Origin of the sequence: Streptosporangium nondiastaticum, assembly GCF_003011965.1 — a bacterium.
Lineage (GTDB): Bacteria > Actinomycetota > Actinomycetes > Streptomycetales > Streptomycetaceae > Streptomyces > Streptomyces nondiastaticus.
On sequence record NZ_PXWG01000155.1, the window covers coordinates 1 to 15517 of the forward strand.

At 75.3% G+C, this 15517-nt stretch carries 15 protein-coding genes; 9 read left to right on the plus strand and 6 right to left on the minus strand.

The genetic code is table 11. The annotated features are described in order from the left end of the window. Window positions 1-164: 164 nt before the first annotated feature. Complete coding sequence (locus tag B7P34_RS31160; protein ID WP_189383204.1) at window positions 165-671, plus strand: carboxymuconolactone decarboxylase family protein; 507 nt, start codon at window positions 165-167, stop codon at window positions 669-671. A 15-nt stretch (window positions 672-686) separates the two neighbouring features. Here B7P34_RS31160 and B7P34_RS31165 read toward each other — a convergent pair whose 3' ends face one another. The 3 genes from B7P34_RS31165 to B7P34_RS31175 all read right to left on the minus strand — a co-directional run bounded on the left by B7P34_RS31165 (window position 687) and on the right by B7P34_RS31175 (window position 5852). Next, window positions 687-1256, minus strand: a complete 570-nt coding sequence (locus B7P34_RS31165; protein WP_106681543.1) for a hypothetical protein — start codon at window positions 1254-1256, stop codon at window positions 687-689. 117 nt (window positions 1257-1373) lie between these two features. Then, window positions 1374-4670 carry a sacsin N-terminal ATP-binding-like domain-containing protein gene (locus B7P34_RS31170; RefSeq protein ID WP_353620283.1) on the minus strand — a complete coding sequence of 1099 codons (3297 nt, stop codon included), beginning with the start codon at window positions 4668-4670 and terminating at the stop codon, window positions 1374-1376. Between the two features lie 273 nt (window positions 4671-4943). After that, window positions 4944-5852: a DUF3027 domain-containing protein gene (locus B7P34_RS31175; protein WP_106681545.1), complete on the minus strand. Its 909-nt coding sequence runs from the start codon at window positions 5850-5852 to the stop codon at window positions 4944-4946. Window positions 5853-6192: 340 nt separating this feature from the next. On the opposite strand from B7P34_RS31175, the gene B7P34_RS31180 reads away from it, so the two are divergent. The 4 genes from B7P34_RS31180 (at window position 6193) to B7P34_RS31195 (ending at window position 9893) form a co-directional block, all read left to right on the plus strand. After that, the gene (locus B7P34_RS31180) at window positions 6193-7656 is read left to right on the plus strand and encodes an MFS transporter (RefSeq protein WP_106681555.1); all 1464 of its coding nucleotides are present in this window, start codon (window positions 6193-6195) and stop codon (window positions 7654-7656) included. Between the two features lie 26 nt (window positions 7657-7682). After that, a complete protein-coding gene (locus B7P34_RS31185) occupies window positions 7683-8150 on the plus strand; it encodes a hypothetical protein (RefSeq protein ID WP_030369044.1) in 468 nt (155 codons plus the stop codon). A 79-nt stretch (window positions 8151-8229) separates the two neighbouring features. Further along, window positions 8230-9042: a futalosine hydrolase gene (locus tag B7P34_RS31190; RefSeq protein ID WP_106681546.1), complete on the plus strand. Its 813-nt coding sequence runs from the start codon at window positions 8230-8232 to the stop codon at window positions 9040-9042. After that, complete coding sequence (locus B7P34_RS31195; RefSeq protein ID WP_106681547.1) at window positions 9039-9893, plus strand: 1,4-dihydroxy-6-naphthoate synthase; 855 nt, start codon at window positions 9039-9041, stop codon at window positions 9891-9893. The genes B7P34_RS31190 and B7P34_RS31195 overlap by 4 nt, the downstream gene beginning before the upstream one ends. A gap of 103 nt (window positions 9894-9996) precedes the next feature. Here B7P34_RS31195 and B7P34_RS39520 read toward each other — a convergent pair whose 3' ends face one another. Beyond that, a complete protein-coding gene (locus B7P34_RS39520; protein WP_106681548.1) occupies window positions 9997-10380 on the minus strand; it encodes a cold-shock protein in 384 nt (127 codons plus the stop codon). Between the two features lie 210 nt (window positions 10381-10590). Here B7P34_RS39520 and B7P34_RS31205 point away from each other — a divergent pair, with 210 nt between their 5' ends. Continuing rightward, on the plus strand, window positions 10591-10848 hold the full coding sequence (locus B7P34_RS31205) for a hypothetical protein (RefSeq protein WP_106681549.1): 258 nt from the start codon (window positions 10591-10593) through the stop codon (window positions 10846-10848). On the opposite strand, the gene B7P34_RS31210 is transcribed toward B7P34_RS31205, so the two are convergent. Continuing rightward, window positions 10806-11462: an HAD family hydrolase gene (locus tag B7P34_RS31210; RefSeq protein ID WP_223268412.1), complete on the minus strand. Its 657-nt coding sequence runs from the start codon at window positions 11460-11462 to the stop codon at window positions 10806-10808. The two genes, B7P34_RS31205 and B7P34_RS31210, sit on opposite strands and share 43 nt — an antisense overlap. Window positions 11463-11694: 232 nt before the next feature. On the opposite strand from B7P34_RS31210, the gene B7P34_RS31215 reads away from it, so the two are divergent. Genes B7P34_RS31215 through B7P34_RS31225 form a run of 3 tightly spaced genes read left to right on the plus strand, consistent with a single transcriptional unit; the run spans window position 11695 to window position 14722 of the window. After that, window positions 11695-12738 (plus strand): FecCD family ABC transporter permease, encoded by a 1044-nt coding sequence (locus B7P34_RS31215; protein ID WP_106681551.1) that lies wholly within the window; start codon window positions 11695-11697, stop codon window positions 12736-12738. Then, window positions 12735-13838, plus strand: coding sequence for a FecCD family ABC transporter permease (locus tag B7P34_RS31220; RefSeq protein ID WP_106681552.1), 1104 nt, complete (start codon window positions 12735-12737; stop codon window positions 13836-13838). The genes B7P34_RS31215 and B7P34_RS31220 overlap by 4 nt, the downstream gene beginning before the upstream one ends. Next, complete coding sequence (locus tag B7P34_RS31225; RefSeq protein WP_106681553.1) at window positions 13835-14722, plus strand: ABC transporter ATP-binding protein; 888 nt, start codon at window positions 13835-13837, stop codon at window positions 14720-14722. Before B7P34_RS31220 ends, B7P34_RS31225 begins: the two co-directional genes overlap by 4 nt. A gap of 25 nt (window positions 14723-14747) precedes the next feature. Here B7P34_RS31225 and B7P34_RS37780 read toward each other — a convergent pair. Next, window positions 14748-15517 (minus strand): hypothetical protein (locus B7P34_RS37780; RefSeq protein WP_106681554.1); only part of this gene is annotated, 770 nt, incomplete at its 5' end.

Sequence of the window (15517 nt, forward strand, 5' to 3'; positions counted from 1 at the left end):
CCCGGACCCCCACCCCGGAGCCCCCACCACCGGCACCCACGACGGGCCCGCACCCGAACCGGCCCGGCAAAAAAAGATCGCCGCCGGCTGTCACACTCGTCCGCCGCGATCCGTCAAAGCAGTGAACGGCAACGAAAACACGCTCGATCACTGCGGAGGAAACCATGCGCGCTGCGGAAGAAACCACGCGTTCCCGGATGTCCGACCCCCAGGAGTTCGTCCCCGAGATCGCGGAGATCGCCGGGGCCCTGTTCAAGGCCGTCGGCAACCGGTCCGTGCCGCGGACCACGATCGGCCTGATGCACCTGCGGGCGGGCCAGATCGTGGGCAACACCTACCTGACCGTGCTGCACTCGTCGCTGCTGCGGAAGGCGGAGGAGTCGGAGGAGCGCATCACGGCGGTGTCCTCCTGGCGGGACGCACCGTACTTCTCGGACGCCGAGCGGGCCGCGCTGGCGCTGGTGGAGGCCGTGCTTCAGCCCAGCACGGACGGCGGCGAGCGCGTCTCGGACGAGCTGTTCGCCGAGGTGGCCGAGCACTACGACGACAAGGCCCTCGCCACGCTGATGATCGCGATCAGTCAGGTGAACTTCTTCATCCCGATCGCGCTCATAGGCAAGCCGCTGCCCGGCAGGACGTTCGCCGAGACGGACCAGTGGACGGCACGCTGAGGGCCGGTCTCGCGCTCAGCCCTGTACGACGACGACGGCCACGACGACGACGGAAATGAGGAGGCCCAGGAGGAGTCCGATAACCGTGGGCGACACCCGGTCCCGCATCAGCCGGGGCGGCTGCACCCGTGCAGCCTGGTCGGTGCTGAGCTCCCACCAGTTGACGACCCGCTGGAAGTCCACGTCGAAATCGGGACGAGGATAGGTGTCGCTGTGCATGAGCCCGGGCAGGGAGCGGCGCCGCCCATCAGCGAGGGTGATCCGGGCCATCCGCGCCACCCCGTACTCGGCCTTGGTTTCGCGTACATCGATCCACCGGACCTCGTGCCAGGGGTGGGTGCGGCCGCGCCCGAAGCCCCAGCAGATGGTTATGCCGGCCGCTCCGACCGTGGTCCAGGTCCGGCGCACGAGGAAGAGGGCGAGACCGGTGAGCACGACGGTCCCGCCGAGCAGCCAGCAGAAGCCCACCGCGCCGAGCTGGACGGCGGCAGCGGCCCCTTCGACGGCCAGCAGGACGGCCAGTAGCGCAACGTGCGACCAGGACGGACGATACCGGTCTTTCCCCCGGAAGATCAGTTCGTTCACAAGGCGCACATTACGCCGTGGTGGCGGGCTGGCCGTCGCCGGGGAGGGCCTGGTGGGGAGGGCCTGGACGGCCTGGCGGGGACGGCCGGCGGGGCAGCGCGGGCCGTCCCTGAACCCCTAGTCGAACCAGCGCGCCCGCGCCAGCTCCTCCGTGCGGCTCGGGTCCTCCAGGAGGGCCGCCGCCTCGAAGCGGCGGGACCAGGCGCCGGCCGCCCAGGCCAGGCCCGCGGCGACGCCTTCGAGGGTGGCGGCGTGCAGGACGCCGTCGGGGGTGAGGCGCCAGTCCAGTTCGACACCGTCGACCAGGAGTTCCTCGTGTTCCACGTATGCGGAGGGGGCGCCCGGGAGAAGCACCCGAACGCCTTCTGGGACCTCGCGAAGCTCGCCCTCGCCCGCCGGGGCGGCCGCGCCCAGCGTCTCGCTGAGGCGGGGCACCTGCAGCAGCTCGGCGAGGTCGGCGGCGCGCGCGGGCGGTACGGGGAGCAGGGCGTGGCCCGTGGAGAGGGGGAGCAGGTCGGGGGCGTCGGCCACGACCGCGTCCGCCGCGTCCACGACCCGCACCTCGCCGTCGACGACGGCGCGGAGCTCGTCCGGCAGGGTGACCTGGTCGGGGTCGAGGCGGGCGAGGAGGCCGTAGAGGGCGTGGAGCTGGGCGGCGCCGACGTCCGCGCCGGGGTCGGTGAGCCGGGCGAGGAGTTCCGCGGCGCCGCCGGGCTCGTCGAGCAGGGCGGCGGCGGAGGTGCGGACGCCCAGGGCGCGCAGCACCTGCTCGTCCGCCAGGTCGCCCGCGTCCGCCGCTTCGTACAGGCCGCGCAGGAGCGGGTCGCCGCCCGCCACGCGCAGGCCGGCGGGGCGGCGGCCGTCGAGGACGGGGTGGCCGCGCAGCCACCAGGCGGTGTACGGGCGGACGGATTCTGTCGTGCCGTCGGGCAGCAGGACGCGCACGGGGGCCGTGAGGGCGTCGCGGAGCGGGGGCCGGGAGAGGAGGTCGAGGGCTTCCGGCCAGGCGTCGTCGTCGACGAGGTCGAGGTCGCGGACGGCGACGAGCTCGGTCGCGACGGGCGGTACGGGGGTCCGGGGGAGCTGGTCGAGGATGTCCTCGCACCAGACGTCGACGGCGTCGAGCAGGCCGGCGTCGTCGGGCTCGGGGAAGTCGCCGTCGCGCGGTTCGAGCTCGTCCGGGTCGAGGACGACGTCCGTGGCGCGGACGAGCGCGAATCCGGCCAGGACGCCCACGGCGGTCAGCGGCTGCTCGCCCCAGCGCTCGGCGAGGTCGGCGTCGCAGGCGGCGAGCTCGCCGGGCCGGATGACGCGTTCGAAGGCGCTGCCGGGGAGGACGAGTTCGCCGGCGGGCGCGAGCTCGCCGTCCTCGTCGGGCAGGGCGAGCGCGGCGAGCCAAGGCTCGTCGCCGGGGGCGAGCCCGGCGTCGCGCACGAGGCCGAGGACGAGCTCGGCGAGGGCGTCGGCGTCCAGCGCGTCCTCGTCCCAGATCTCGTCGGCGTCGAGGGAGGCCGCCACGGCGGCCCGCACCTGCGGGGTCGTCAGGACGGCGCGCGGGGAGGACGGCGTGGCGCCCAGCTTCTCCAGCAGCGGGTGGGCGGCGTCGGGGTGGGCGACCTTCAGGCCCAGGCGGGAGAGCCGTTCGGAGTCCGTGCCGTCCGGCGGAGGCAGCAGGACCTGCCGCGGGCCGATGGCCGTGCGGCCGTCGGCGAGCGGCACGGGCAGGCCGCTGAGCCGGTCGGGGTCGACGCCGGCGAGGCTGTCGTAGAGCCGCTGCCACCAGGACGGGGCGCGCTCGACGCCCGCGAGGCGGTCGACGACCTCCCCGAGGGGCGCCCGCGCGACGCCCAGGGCACGCAGCTCGGGGCGGCGCTCCAGGCCGGCGGGCAGCAGGTTCGGGAACAGCTCGCCGAGCACGGCGACGGTGTCCGCGCCCGCGCCTTCCACGACCTCGGCGTCGGCGGGCCGCAGGGCGTACGGCTCGGGGCCGCTGCCCGGGAACGGGCTGCCCGCGAAGGGGTCGTCCCACGTGTCGGCGGTCTCCGGGGCGCCGGCCGGGGCGGGGGAGGGCTCCGGCGTCTGGCGGGCCGCGTCGGGGCCCTCCGTCCACGGGATGCCTTCCACGCCGCCGCCCCGGGGCGCGGCCGGCTCCTGGGCGGGGCCCCCGGCCGCGCTCGGCAGGAAGGCGACGCGCGGCAGCCGGTCCAGGATCTGCCGGCGCAGCTCCGCGTCGAGCGCGCCCTGCGCCAGGGGCGAGGGCACGAGGTCGAGCGTGCCCGGGCCCACCGGGTGCCAGTTCCGCAGCAGCTGGGCGTACGCCTCGGCGGCGCGCCCGGTGACGAAGTCCGTGAGGGGGCCGGGCGCGGCGTGGCGGCGTGTCGGCTCCAGCGGGAAGGTGGCGATGAGCAGCGCCGGTACGCCCAGCGGCTCGTCCGTCGGCGTCGGGGCGTGCACGACGGGCGCGGTGGAGGGGCGCACGGGGGCGCCGTCCTCGCCCACCGGCACGGCCCACGTCACGGACCAGTGGGGGCGCAGGCGCTCCTCCACGGGGCGGTCCGCGAGCAGGGCGGAGTCCAGGGGCCCGGTCTCCTGGGTGATGCGCCAGCGGGCCGCGGAGCCGCGCTCGGAGTCGTCCACCAGGACGTAGGGACCTTCCTGGCGGCGCGTCAGGGTCCGTACGGTGCCGTCCGTCTCCACGACGACTTCGGACAGCCCGGGCAGGGTCAGCAGCAGCGCGTCGTCGACGCCCGCCAGCAGACGGGCGGTCAGGTCCTCGGCGGCGCCGTCGCGCAGCGGCAGCACGACGACCGTGTCGTAGCCGGCCGGGGCGGAGCCCTCGGCGGGGAGCGGGAGCCTGAGGAGCGGCACGTGGCCCTCGCGGCGGGCCATCTCCTCGGCCAGGCCGGGGGCCTGGACCGCCTCGCGCGCCGCCAGCGCCCTCGCCTCCGCGAGGGACCAGCGGACGCCGCCCGAGCGGCCGACGACGGCCGGCTCGTCACTGACGGCCAGGACGGCGGAGAAGCCCACGCCGAACCGCCCGACGCTGCCCTTCTCCTCGCTGCGCTTGGCCGAGGCCCGGAGCGTGGCCAGGGATTCGACGCCCGTCGCGTCCAGGGGCGCGCCGGTGTTCGCCGCGGCGAGCACGGCCGGCCGGCCGTTGCGGCCCGCGTGCAGGGTCAGCCGGAGCCGGCCGGGGACGCCCGCGCGGGCGGCCGCGTCGGCGGCGTTCTGGGCGAGCTCGACGACGAGGCGGTCGCGGTAGCCGCCGAGCGCGAGGTCCTCCTCGGCGTTGGCGTCCTCCCGGAAGCGGGCCGGCGACGCCGCCCAGGCGTCCAGCACGCCACGCCGCAGGCGGCCGGTCCCGAACGGATCCGCCCCTTCGGCTGCGCCCCGCACCATTGCCGTGCCGCTCACGTTCCGTCTCCCGCCGCCAGAGGGTGTTCCTACGGCAGAACGTACCGCGCCGCCCGCCGGGCGCCGCGGCGGGATCGCGCCGCGGCGGCCGTGGGACGGGCTGATATGTGCCGGGGCCTGCTCTGCATCCGACGGCAGGCGTCGGCTTTCTCGGACGAGCCCGGCCATATTCCAGCCCGTCCGGCGTTTGAGGACGAGCGCCGCCAGGCGCGACACCGGGCGCGCGCCCGGAACGGCCCGCACCCGGAAACGCCGCAGGGGCAGCCGCCTGCCTTACGAGTGCCCGAGCTCCTCGTCCTCCTCGCCGGACGGCGACGACGTCGCCTCGCCCGCCGCACGGCGCAGCGGCAGGGGATCGACGAGCGTCTCGTCGATCACCGGCGGCGCCGGCCGCGGCGGCTTCGGCATGACCGCGGCCTCGGAGTGCCCGCCGCAGCCGTACGACAGGGACACGACGTGCCCGTCCGCCGGCCCGAACTCGTTCGCGCAGATGCCGAACGCCTGGCCGAGGGAGCCGCCGATCGGCACGAGGAAGCCGCAGCTGACGCACGAGGCCGGCGCGGCCTGGGCCATGGGGGTCTTGCCGCCGTGGCTCTCGTCCCAGCGGTCGGCGGAGGTGTGCAGCCCGTAGCGGGAGAGGACGCGGGCGCGCCGCATCCCGAGCTCCTCGGCGACCGCCGAGATCGTGCCGCGCGCCGGGACGGCCGGCTGGGCGGCGGGGGAGCCGGGGACGACGTCGGCGTCTTCGGCGTCGGCGAGGCGGTCCATCTCCTCGGAGACGGCGGAGTTCGGCGGCGGGACGTCCTCACCGCTCCAGCCGGGCTCCAGCCGCAGGTCCTCGGCGTCGGTGGGCAGCAGGTCGCCGGGGCCCATGTCGCCGGGGCGCAGCCGCTCGCTCCAGGGCACCCACTCGGGGGCGAGGAGGGCGTCGGGGCCGGGCAGCAGCACGGTCTCGTCGAGGGTGACGACCTTGGCGCGGGAGGCGCGGGCGACGGTGACGGCCCAGCGCCAGCCGCGGTAGCCGGGGTCCTGGCAGAGGAAGTAGTGCGTGACGACGCGGTCCCCGTCGGCGACGGTCTGGACGTGCTCGCCCACCGTGCCGGGCCGGGCGGCCTCCTCGGCCGCCGCACGGGCCATGTCGACCGCCTCGGCGCACAGGCGGTCCGGGGTACGGCTTCGCATCGCAGCACTCACAAGAATCGATTCTCTCTTCCACGCGTCTCACGAGTGCGCCAGCCGATCGGCCGGGTCGGCGGACGGAGCGGACCGCAGGACCGCGTCGACGTCCGCGCCCGAACGGTTTCGGGCACACCTAGTCCCTCCCATTCTGCGGGATCGAGACTCGGAGCGCGGCCAGGAACGACCGCCGGTGGCGCGCTACGCACGCTACCCCGCTCGGCGGCGCCGGGGATAGCCGGGCCGCGGCGAGCCCTCTTCCGGCTCGTCCGCCGACCCGGTCGGGGGCGGCCGCCCGCGGCGGTGAAAGTGCCCTGCGCCGTGCGAGTTGGGGCAGTATGGCGTGGTGGGAGCCATCCGGTCGGTCGAGGGCGGGCCGCTGCGCCGCACGGCCCGGGGCGCCGGCCGCGTGCTGCGCGCCCCGTTCAAGGCTGCCGCGCGGGGCGTGCGCAGGGCGACGCACGCGCACGGCGCGGGCGAGTCGGGCCTGGGCAAGCTGATCGAGTTGCACGCCGTGAATTCCGCGGGCGACATGCTGATCACGGTCGCACTGGCGTCCACGGTGTTCTTCTCGGTCCCCACGGACCAGGCGCGCGGCCGCGTGGCGCTCTACCTGGCGGTCACGATGGCGCCGTTCACCCTCCTGGCCCCGGTGATCGGGCCGCTCCTCGACCGGCTGCCGCACGGCCGCCGGGCGGCGATGGCGGGCGCGATGCTGACGCGGGCGCTGCTGGCGCTGACGATGTCGGGCGCGGTGGCGACGGGCGGCCTGGAGCTGTATCCGGCGGCGCTGGGCGTCCTGGTGGCGTCGAAGGCGTACGGGGTGGTGCGCTCGGCGGTCGTGCCACGGCTGCTGCCACCACGGATCTCGCTGGTGAAGGCGAATTCCCGGGTGACCCTCGGTGGGCTGCTGGCCACGGGCGTGGCGGCCCCGCTGGGAGCGGGGCTGCACAAGGTCGGGCCGGAATTCCCGCTCTACGGGGCTTTCGTCGTGTTCATCCTCGGTACGGTGCTGTCGTTCTCGCTCCCGCACAAGGTCGATTCGGCGAAGGGCGAGGCCCGGGCCCGCCTGGTGTCCGGCGAGCCCCCCTCGCACCGCCCCCGCCGGTCCCCGGCCCTCACCGGGAAGGCCGGCAGAACGGGCGGGAGGGGCTGGAACGGCTGGAAAGACCGGAAAAACGGCAAGCGGAACGGTTCCGGAAGGAACAGGCCTCCCGGCCTCCGCACCGTCGGCAGCTCCGTCCTGCACGCGCTGCAGGCCAACAGTGCCCTGCGCATGCTGTCCGGCTTCCTCACCTTCTTCCTGGCCTTCCTCCTGCGCGTCCACCCCCTCGACGGCCTGAGCCCGGCCTTCTCCCTGGGCGTCGTCGCGGTCGCCGCGGGCGCGGGCAACGCCCTGGGCACGGCGATAGGGGCGCTGCTGCGCTCGCGCGGCCCGGAGAAGACGATCGCGCTCGTCCTGACGGTGTCGCTGGGCACGGCCGTCGTCACGGCCGTGTTCTACGGGGCCTTCTTCGTCGTGGTCGTCGCGGCCGTCGCGGGCATCTCCCAGGCGCTGGGGAAGCAGTCCCTGGACTCCCTCATCCAGCGGGACGTGCCGGAGGCGGTCCGCACGTCCGCGTTCGCCCGTTCCGAGACGCTGCTGCAGATGAGCTGGGTGGTCGGCGGCGCGATCGGCATCCTCCTGCCGCTCAACGGCACGCTCGGCATGGCGGTCGCCTCCGCGGTCCTCGCGCTGGGGGTCGCGACAGCCGTACGGGGTCTGCTGACCGCGGCACGGCGTGGCTCACCGCACCCCCGCGTGGCCTGACCTGGGCGGCCCGATAGCCTGCCCGCATGACCGCTGCGATTTTCCGGGGCAAGCGCCGCCGCGCCGCTGCCGCTGTCGGCGCCGTGGCCTTCGGGCTCGTCGCCCTGTCCGCCTGCGACAAGCCGACGCCCCTGGCGACGGTGACCGTGGGCTCGACGACCGTGACCACCGAGGCCGCCTGCTTCGACGAGGGCAAGAAGCTCGACCAGGGCGCCCTCAGCAAGTGCATGGCCGACAAGTCCGTCAAGACCGTGAAGGTCCAGCCGGGCGACAAGGTCCGGGTCGGCGTCGACCCCAAGATGGCCGACAAGGGCTGGCTCGTGGCGATCAACGCCCAGCAGCAGACCAACCAGCTCAAGCAGACCTACACGTCGCTCAACGGCGAGCAGCTCTTCGTCAACCGGATGGAGCAGCGCTTCGAGAAGGACGTGATCCTGTCGGTCATCACCGAGGACGGCGTGTGGAACGTCAAGCTCGAACTGGACAAGGGCTGAGCGGACGAGCGCTGACGGGCCGGCGGCCGGCAGGCCGGGGCCCGGCGGGCGCCGGGGCGACGGTCTGGCGGTCCCGCTGATGCGCGTCCTCGTCGTCACCGCCGTCGCGGCGGAGCGCGACGCGGTCGTCCGCGGCGCGTCGGCCGCCGTCACTGCCGCCGCCGTCGAGGCGGAGAAGGCGCCCGGCACCGCCGAAGAGGCCTCCGGGCCCGTCGTCGAGCTCGCCGTGCCCGGCTATGTGCTGCACCGGCCCGCCCCGGCAGGCCCGGAGCCGCTCGTCATCGACGTGCTGGCCGCCGGCGTGGGTCCGGCCGCCGCTGCCGCAGGCACGGCGACGGCCCTGGCGGCCGCGGCGCTCTCCGGCAGCCCCTACGGCCTTGCGGTCTCCGCGGGCATCGGCGGCGGCTTCACGACCCCGGCCCCGGGCCGCAGCGCGGCCGTGGGGTCCGTCGTCGTGTCCGACGCGATCGTGGCCGCGGACCTGGGCGCCGAGACGCCCGCCGGCTTCGTCCCCGTGACCGACCTCGGCTTCGGGACGGTGGAGCACCGGCCTCCCGGGGCGCTGGTGCGCGCCGTCGCCGAGGCGGCCGGGGCGCAGCGCGGCGAGGTGCTCACGGTGTCGACCGTGACCGGCAGCGCCGAGCGGGCCGCGGCCTTGGTGGCCGCGCGGCCCGGTGCGCTCGCCGAGGCCATGGAGGGCTTCGGAGTGGCCGAGGCGGCGGCCGCGCACGGCGTGCCCGTCCTGGAGATCCGGGCGGTCTCCAACCCCGTCGGCCCGCGCGACCGTGCCGCGTGGCGCATCGGCGACGCCCTGGAGGCCCTCGCCGGGGCCTCCGCCGCGCTGCGGGAGGCGCTGCGGGCGGCTCCCGCCGAGACCTGGAGCACCTCATGAGCGAGCCCCTGAAGATCGCCTACTCACCCTGCCCGAACGACACGTTCGTCTTCGACGCCTGGGCCCACGGCCGGGTCCCCGGCGCGCCCGCCCTGGACGTCACGTTCGCCGACATCGACGTCACCAACGGCATGGCCCAGCGCGGCGAGTTCGACGTCCTGAAGGTCTCCTACGCGGTCCTGCCGTGGGTCCTGGACGAGTACGCCCTGCTGCCGTGCGGCGGCGCCCTGGGCCGCGGCTGCGGCCCGCTGGTGCTCACGCGGGAGGCGGGCGAGGGCCCGGCGTCCCTGGCCGGGAAGACGGTGGCGGTGCCGAGCGAGCGCTCGACGGCGTACCTGCTCTTCCGGCTGTGGGCGGCCGCGGAGGTGCCGGGTGGGGTCGGCGAGGTCGTCGTCCTGCCGTTCCACGAGATCATGCCGGCCGTGCGGGACGGCAAGGTGGATGCGGGCCTGGTGATCCACGAGGCGCGCTTCACGTACGGGGAGTACGGGCTGCACTGCCTGGCCGACATGGGCGAGCACTGGGAGAACACCACCGGCCTGCCCATTCCGCTGGGCGCCGTCATCGCCAAGCGCTCGCTGGGCGCGGAGCGGCTGCGCGAACTGGCGGAGGCCGCACGGACGTCCGTGCGCATGGCGTGGGACGACCCGGAGGCCTCGCGCCCGTACGTGCTGGAGCACGCGCAGGAGATGGACCCGAAGGTCACGGACCAGCACATCGGGCTCTACGTCAACGAATTCACGGCCGGCCTCGGGGAGGACGGCTACGCGGCGGTCCGCGGGCTGCTCACCCGGGCCGCGGCCGAGGGACTCGTGCCGCCCCTCGGCCCGGACGCGCTCGCCTTCGTCTGAGCGGCCGTCACGTGTCTGAGCGGCCGTCACGCGAAGTGGCGTCCGGCGGGTTTCCGGGGCCGCGGCCCCGGAAACCCGCCGGGAAGAGGGACGTGCCGGACGGCTAGACGTCCAGCTGGTCGGCGACCGCGCGCAGCATGCCGGCGATCTTGGCGCCGTGGGCCTTGTCGGGGTAACGGCCGCGCTCCAGCTGCTGGGTGACGTTCTCCAGCAGGGTGGTGAGGTCCTGGACGATCGACGCCAGCTCGTCGGGCTTGCGGCGCTGGGCGGCCGCGACCGACGGCGTGGGGTCGAGCAGCATCACCGACAGGGCCTGGTCGCCCCGCTGACCGGCCACGACACCGAATTCCACCCGCTGGCCGGGCTTGAGGGAGTCGACCCCGTCCGGGAGCACCGAGGAGTGCACGAAGACGTCTCCGCCGTCGTCGCGGGAGAGAAAGCCGAAGCCCTTCTCGCTGTTGAACCACTTGACCTTGCCGGTAGGCACGTCTGTCCTCGTCCTCGTGTCTCGTCGGAAATGGGGATTGATGGGGAGACCGTCGAAACCACCGGAAATCGGTGACGATCGACGGAAAAACAGCTCTTGATAGCACTACAGCGGGTCGCAAGACCCGCTACCCCCCAAGGCTAATGGTCCCGGGCCCGGTGACAAGATGTCCCCGGCCCCACCCCACGCCCTGGCATCTACCCTGGTCGGGTGAGTAGCGAAACGCCCCGGGCCGGGGATCTGCTGGTACGCATCGGCGCCATCGTCTTCCTCGTCGGCGCGGTGGCCACCCTGGCGACGGTCGCCCCGCTGTTCCTGGGCGCCGATCCGCTGCCCCCCGCAGCGTACTTCGTCTGCATGCTCATGGGGGTGGGATTCCTGATCGCGGGCGCCGGGGTGCTGCAGTCGATCGCCGCCCAGCGGCGTCAGGCGCGCGCCTCCGCGACGGGCTCGCCCGCGGCCAGGTAGCCGCGCAGCCACTCCGGAAAGTCCGTCAGGCCGGCGAGGACGACGTCCGCGCCCGCCGTCCGCAGCTCGTCCCCCGTGCAGGGCCCGGTCGTCACGCCGACCGACAGCGCCCCCGCCGCGCGCGCACCGCGCACGTCGCCGACATGGTCGCCCACGTACACGTCCGCGCCGTGCTCGCGCAGCGCCACGGCCTTGCCCTCGGCCCACAGCGAGCCGACGAGCACGTCCGGCTCGATGCGCAGGTGATCGAGGTGGAGACGGGCGTTCCGGGCGTTCTTGGCGGTGACGACGACCGCCTGCCCGCCCAGCTCGCGCACCGCGGCGACGGCCTCGCGGGCGCCCGGCAGCGCGGGGGAGGGGACGATGCCGTGCTCCGGGTAGGCGGCCACGTAGAGGGCGGCGGCCTCGGCGACGCGGTCCGCGGGGAACCAGTGCGCCAGCTCCTGCTCCAGCGGCGGCCCGATCCGGGTCAGCGCGAGGTCGATGTCGATGGCCGCGCCCGTGGCGGCGGCGAGCGTCTCGTACGCGGCCCGGATGCCCGGGCGGGAGTCGACCAGGGTGAGGTCCAGGTCGAAGCCGACCGTGAAGCGGGGCGTGCGCGCGGTGGGACTCATGGGGCCCATTGTGCGGGGAAGGCCCTGTGCTGTCCGGTACGGGGGCTTCCGTAGCGCCGCGACGTCGGGGACGTCCCCGGTCTCATCGGCTTCGGGGACATCCCCGGCTCCCCGGTCTCCCCGGCTCCCCGGTCTCCCCGGCCGCCCGCGCCGAAGGACCTCCGCTACGTACACTTAGCCTGCCCTAACCACCCCATTCCGGCCTTTCGGCCGTCCGACCCCCGTGGAAGCGATGTCAGCCGCCGTCCCGCTCAGCACCCCCAGATCCTCCCTGGTCAGGCGCCGCATCGGCTGGACGGTGGCCGCGGTCGCCGCCCTGCTGGTCGCGGTGCTCCTCAGCCTCGCCGTGGGCGCCCGCCCGGTCGCCCCCGGCCACGTCCTCGACGCCCTGCTGCACGGTGGTGAGGGCAAGTACGCAATGGACACAGCGGTCGTCCGCGAGATGCGGCTGCCGCGGACCCTCGTCGGCCTGATGGTCGGCGCGGGCCTCGCCCTGGCCGGCACGGCCCTGCAGGGCATCACCCGCAACCCGATCGCCGACCCCGGCATCCTCGGCATCAGCCACGGCGCGGCCGTCGGCGTCGTCCTCGCGATCATGCTCGCCGGGGTGGAGAGCCTCACGGGCTACGTGTGGTGGGCGTTCGGCGGCGCGGCGCTCGCCTCCGTCGCCGTCTACGCGATCGCCTCGCGCGGCCGCGGCGGCGCCTCACCCGTCAAGCTCGCGCTGGCCGGCGCCGCGATCAACGCCCTCCTCGTCTCGCTGACCACCGCCGTGCTGACCACCCAGGCGTCCGTCCTGGACAAGTTCCGCTTCTGGCAGGTCGGCTCGCTCTCCGCGAGCGACACCGGCCTGGCCGGCCGGATCTGGCCGTTCCTGCTGGTGGGAGCAGTACTGGTGCTGTCCGTGGCCCGCGGCCTGGACGCCCTCGCCCTCGGCGAGGACGTCGCGAAGGGCCTCGGCCAGAACGTCGCCGCCGTCCGCATCACGGGCGGCCTCGGCGCCACCGTCCTGACCGGCGCCGGCGTGGCCGCCGCCGGCCCCATCGCCTTCGTCGGCCTCGCCGTGCCGCACATCGCCCGCGCGCTCGTCGGCGGCGACCACCGCTGGCTGCTGCCGATGTCCGCCCTCCTCGGCCCCGTCGTCCTGCTGGCCGCCGACACCGCGGGCCGCGTCTTCTTCCCGCCGGGCGAGGTCCCGGCCGGCGTCATGACGGCCCTGATCGGCGTGCCCTTCCTCGTCGCCCTCGTCCGCCGGAAGCGGGTGGCCGCCGTATGAGCACTCCTGTCCGCGGCGCCGGGACCGCTGTCCGTGAGCGCGGGACCGCCGCCCGACCCGCCGGCTACGCCCTCGTACGGGCCGGGCGCGGCTCCTTCCTCGTCCACCGGCGCGGCACCGCCGTCGCCGCCGGCCTGATCGTCCTGCTGGCCGCCGCCTGCCTCGCCTACCTGTGCATCGGCAAGACCTACGCCGCGCCCGGCGAGGTGCTGAAGGTCCTCCTCGGCGAGCCCTCGCGCGAAGAGGTCACCGTCGGCACGCTGCGCCTGCCGCGCATGACCGTGGGCCTGCTCGTCGGCCTCGCGTTCGGCGCGGGCGGCGCGCTCATCCAGACCGTCGCCCGCAACCCGCTCGCCAGCCCGGACGTCATCGGCATCACCCAGGGCGCGAGCGCCCTGACCGTCGGCGCGATGACCTTCGGCCTCACCTCCTACGCCGCCCTGCCCTACGTGTCCGTCGCCGGCGGCCTCCTCGCCGCCGCCCTCGTCTACGTCTTCGCGTGGCGCGGCGGCCTGCAGGCCACCCGCTTCGTCCTCATCGGGATCGGCTTCGCCGTCGCCCTGCGCTCCGTCACCCACCTCTTCATGACCAAGGGCGACTACCTCGTCGCCCAGCGGGCGCAGGTGTGGATGACCGGCTCGCTGAACGGTCCCGGCTGGGACGAGGCCGCCCCGCTGGCCTGGGCGCTGCTCGCCCTCGCGCCCTTCCTCTGCTGGGCCGCCCGCGCGCAGCGCACGGTCACCATGGACGACGACACGGCGACCGCGCTGGGCGTGCGGCTCAACCGGGTGCGGGGCGGTCTCGTCCTCCTCGGCGTCGTCCTCGCGTCCATCGCCACGGGCGCCGCCGGCCCCGTCGACTTCGTGGCGCTGCTCGCCCCGCAGCTCGCCCGCCGCATGACGCGCACCGCGCAGATCCCGCTGCTGTCCTCGGCGCTGACCGGCGCGGTCATCGTCGTCGTCGCGGACCTCCTGGGCCGCAAGCTGCTGGAGCCGACGCAACTGCCCGTGGGGGTGTTGACCGCGGCGGTCGGCGCCCCGTACCTCATCTGGCTCATCATCAAGGGTCACAGCACCCGGAACACGGGAGGAACGGCGTGACGGAGCGCGCGCAGGGCAGCCGGCTGGCCGCCCGCGACCTGACCCTCGCCTACGAGGACCGCACGGTCGTCGAGGGCCTCGACCTGGCCGTCCCCGACGGCGAGGTCACCATCGTCATCGGCCCCAACGCCTGCGGGAAGTCGACGCTGCTGCGGGCGCTCGGGCGGCTGCTCAAGCCCGCCCGCGGCACCGTCCTGCTCGACGGCGAGGACCTCGCCCGCATCCCCACCAGGACGATCGCCAAGTCGCTGGGCCTGCTCCCGCAGACCCCCGTCGCGCCCGAGGCCATCACCGTCGCCGACCTCGTCGCCCGCGGCCGCCAGCCGCACCAGCGCTGGTGGCAGCAGTGGTCGGAGGACGACGAGCGGGCCGTCGCCGGGGCCATGGCCCGTACGGACACGACCGCGCTGGCCGAACGGGCCGTGGACGAACTCTCCGGCGGCCAGCGGCAGCGCGTCTGGATCGCCATGGCCCTCGCCCAGGAGACGGACCTGCTCCTCCTGGACGAGCCCACGACGTACCTCGACATCGCCCACCAGGTGGAGGTCCTGGACCTGGTGCGGCGGCTCAACCGCGAGCGCGGCCGCACGGTCGTCGCCGTCCTCCACGACCTCAACCAGGCGGCGCGCTACGCCGACCACCTCGTCGCGATGAAGGCGGGCCGGATCGTCGCCCAGGGCCGCCCGGCGGACATCGTGACGGCGGACCTGGTGCGGGAGGTCTTCGGCCTGCAGTCGGTCGTCGTCCCGGACCCGGTGACGGGCAGCCCGCTGGTGGTCCCGGGGCGGCCGTGGGACACGGATGCGGAGGACGCGGGGGCGGAGGGCGCCGGGGTTGCGGTGGAGGACGTGGGGACGGAAGGTGCCGGGGCTGCGGCAGTCTGACCGGCTGACCGGCCGCCCGGTCTGATCAGCCCGGGCGCCGCGACCGCCACACGACGAACGCCGCGGAGGCGACGGCCGCCCCCCGCAGGACCCACGGCCACGTGTCCGACATCGCCGCGCCCAGGCCGCCGTCCGGCACGGGGTCGCCCCAGCGCCCCTCCGTACGGCCCCACAGCCACACGATCCCGGCGGCCGCCACGAGGCCGGGCACGCCCATGACCGCCCACTTGGACTCGGTGTGCGAGAGCTTGCGGGTGAGGTACGCGAGGCCCCAGCCGGCCGCGAGGACGACCCAGTTGCTGAGCACGGCGCCCACGACCAGGATCAGGGCGACGAGCAGCAGCAGCGGGGGGACGGGGGCGCCGTCGGCGCGCCGGAAGAGGCTCGGTCGGCGCGGGCCGTCCGCGTCGTCCTCCTCGTCCCAGGTGCCCTCCGAGCCGTGCTCGCCCTGCCGGGCGGCGGCCTCTCCGGCCTCGTCACCGTCACCGTCGTCGCCGGGGCGCCGCGGCGGGGGCGGTTTCAGTATGTCGGGGATCTCGATGCCGCCGGTGAAGCCGTGGATCGTGCTCTGCGCCGTACCCGTGCCCGCGAAGGGGGAGGCCAGCGGGGAGGAGCCGGCCTCGACGCTCCACCAGTCCGGGGCGTCATCCGCGCCGGTGCTTCCGGTGCTTCCGGTGGATCCGGCGGCCCCCGCGGGCACCTCGGGCGCGGGCCGCTCGGGCGTGACGTAGGAGGGCGGTCCGGAGGGGGCGGCCGCCCGGGCGTGCTCCCCCTCGCGCCGGGGCGCCGGGACGC

Bases quoted from the DNA above. Each gene is read 5' to 3' on its own strand.
- B7P34_RS31190 (WP_106681546.1), top strand. From the start codon at position 8,230: ATGCGCGTCCTCGTCGTCACCGCCGTCGCGGCGGAGCGCGACGCGGTC.
- B7P34_RS31195 (WP_106681547.1), top strand. From the start codon at position 9,039: ATGAGCGAGCCCCTGAAGATCGCCTACTCACCCTGCCCGAACGACACG.
- B7P34_RS31185 (WP_030369044.1), top strand. From the start codon at position 7,683: ATGACCGCTGCGATTTTCCGGGGCAAGCGCCGCCGCGCCGCTGCCGCT.
- B7P34_RS31175 (WP_106681545.1), bottom strand. From the start codon at position 5,852: ATGCGAAGCCGTACCCCGGACCGCCTGTGCGCCGAGGCGGTCGACATG.
- B7P34_RS31220 (WP_106681552.1), top strand. From the start codon at position 12,735: ATGAGCACTCCTGTCCGCGGCGCCGGGACCGCTGTCCGTGAGCGCGGG.
- B7P34_RS31210 (WP_223268412.1), bottom strand. From the start codon at position 11,462: ATGAGTCCCACCGCGCGCACGCCCCGCTTCACGGTCGGCTTCGACCTG.
- B7P34_RS31160 (WP_189383204.1), top strand. From the start codon at position 165: ATGCGCGCTGCGGAAGAAACCACGCGTTCCCGGATGTCCGACCCCCAG.
- B7P34_RS31215 (WP_106681551.1), top strand. From the start codon at position 11,695: ATGTCAGCCGCCGTCCCGCTCAGCACCCCCAGATCCTCCCTGGTCAGG.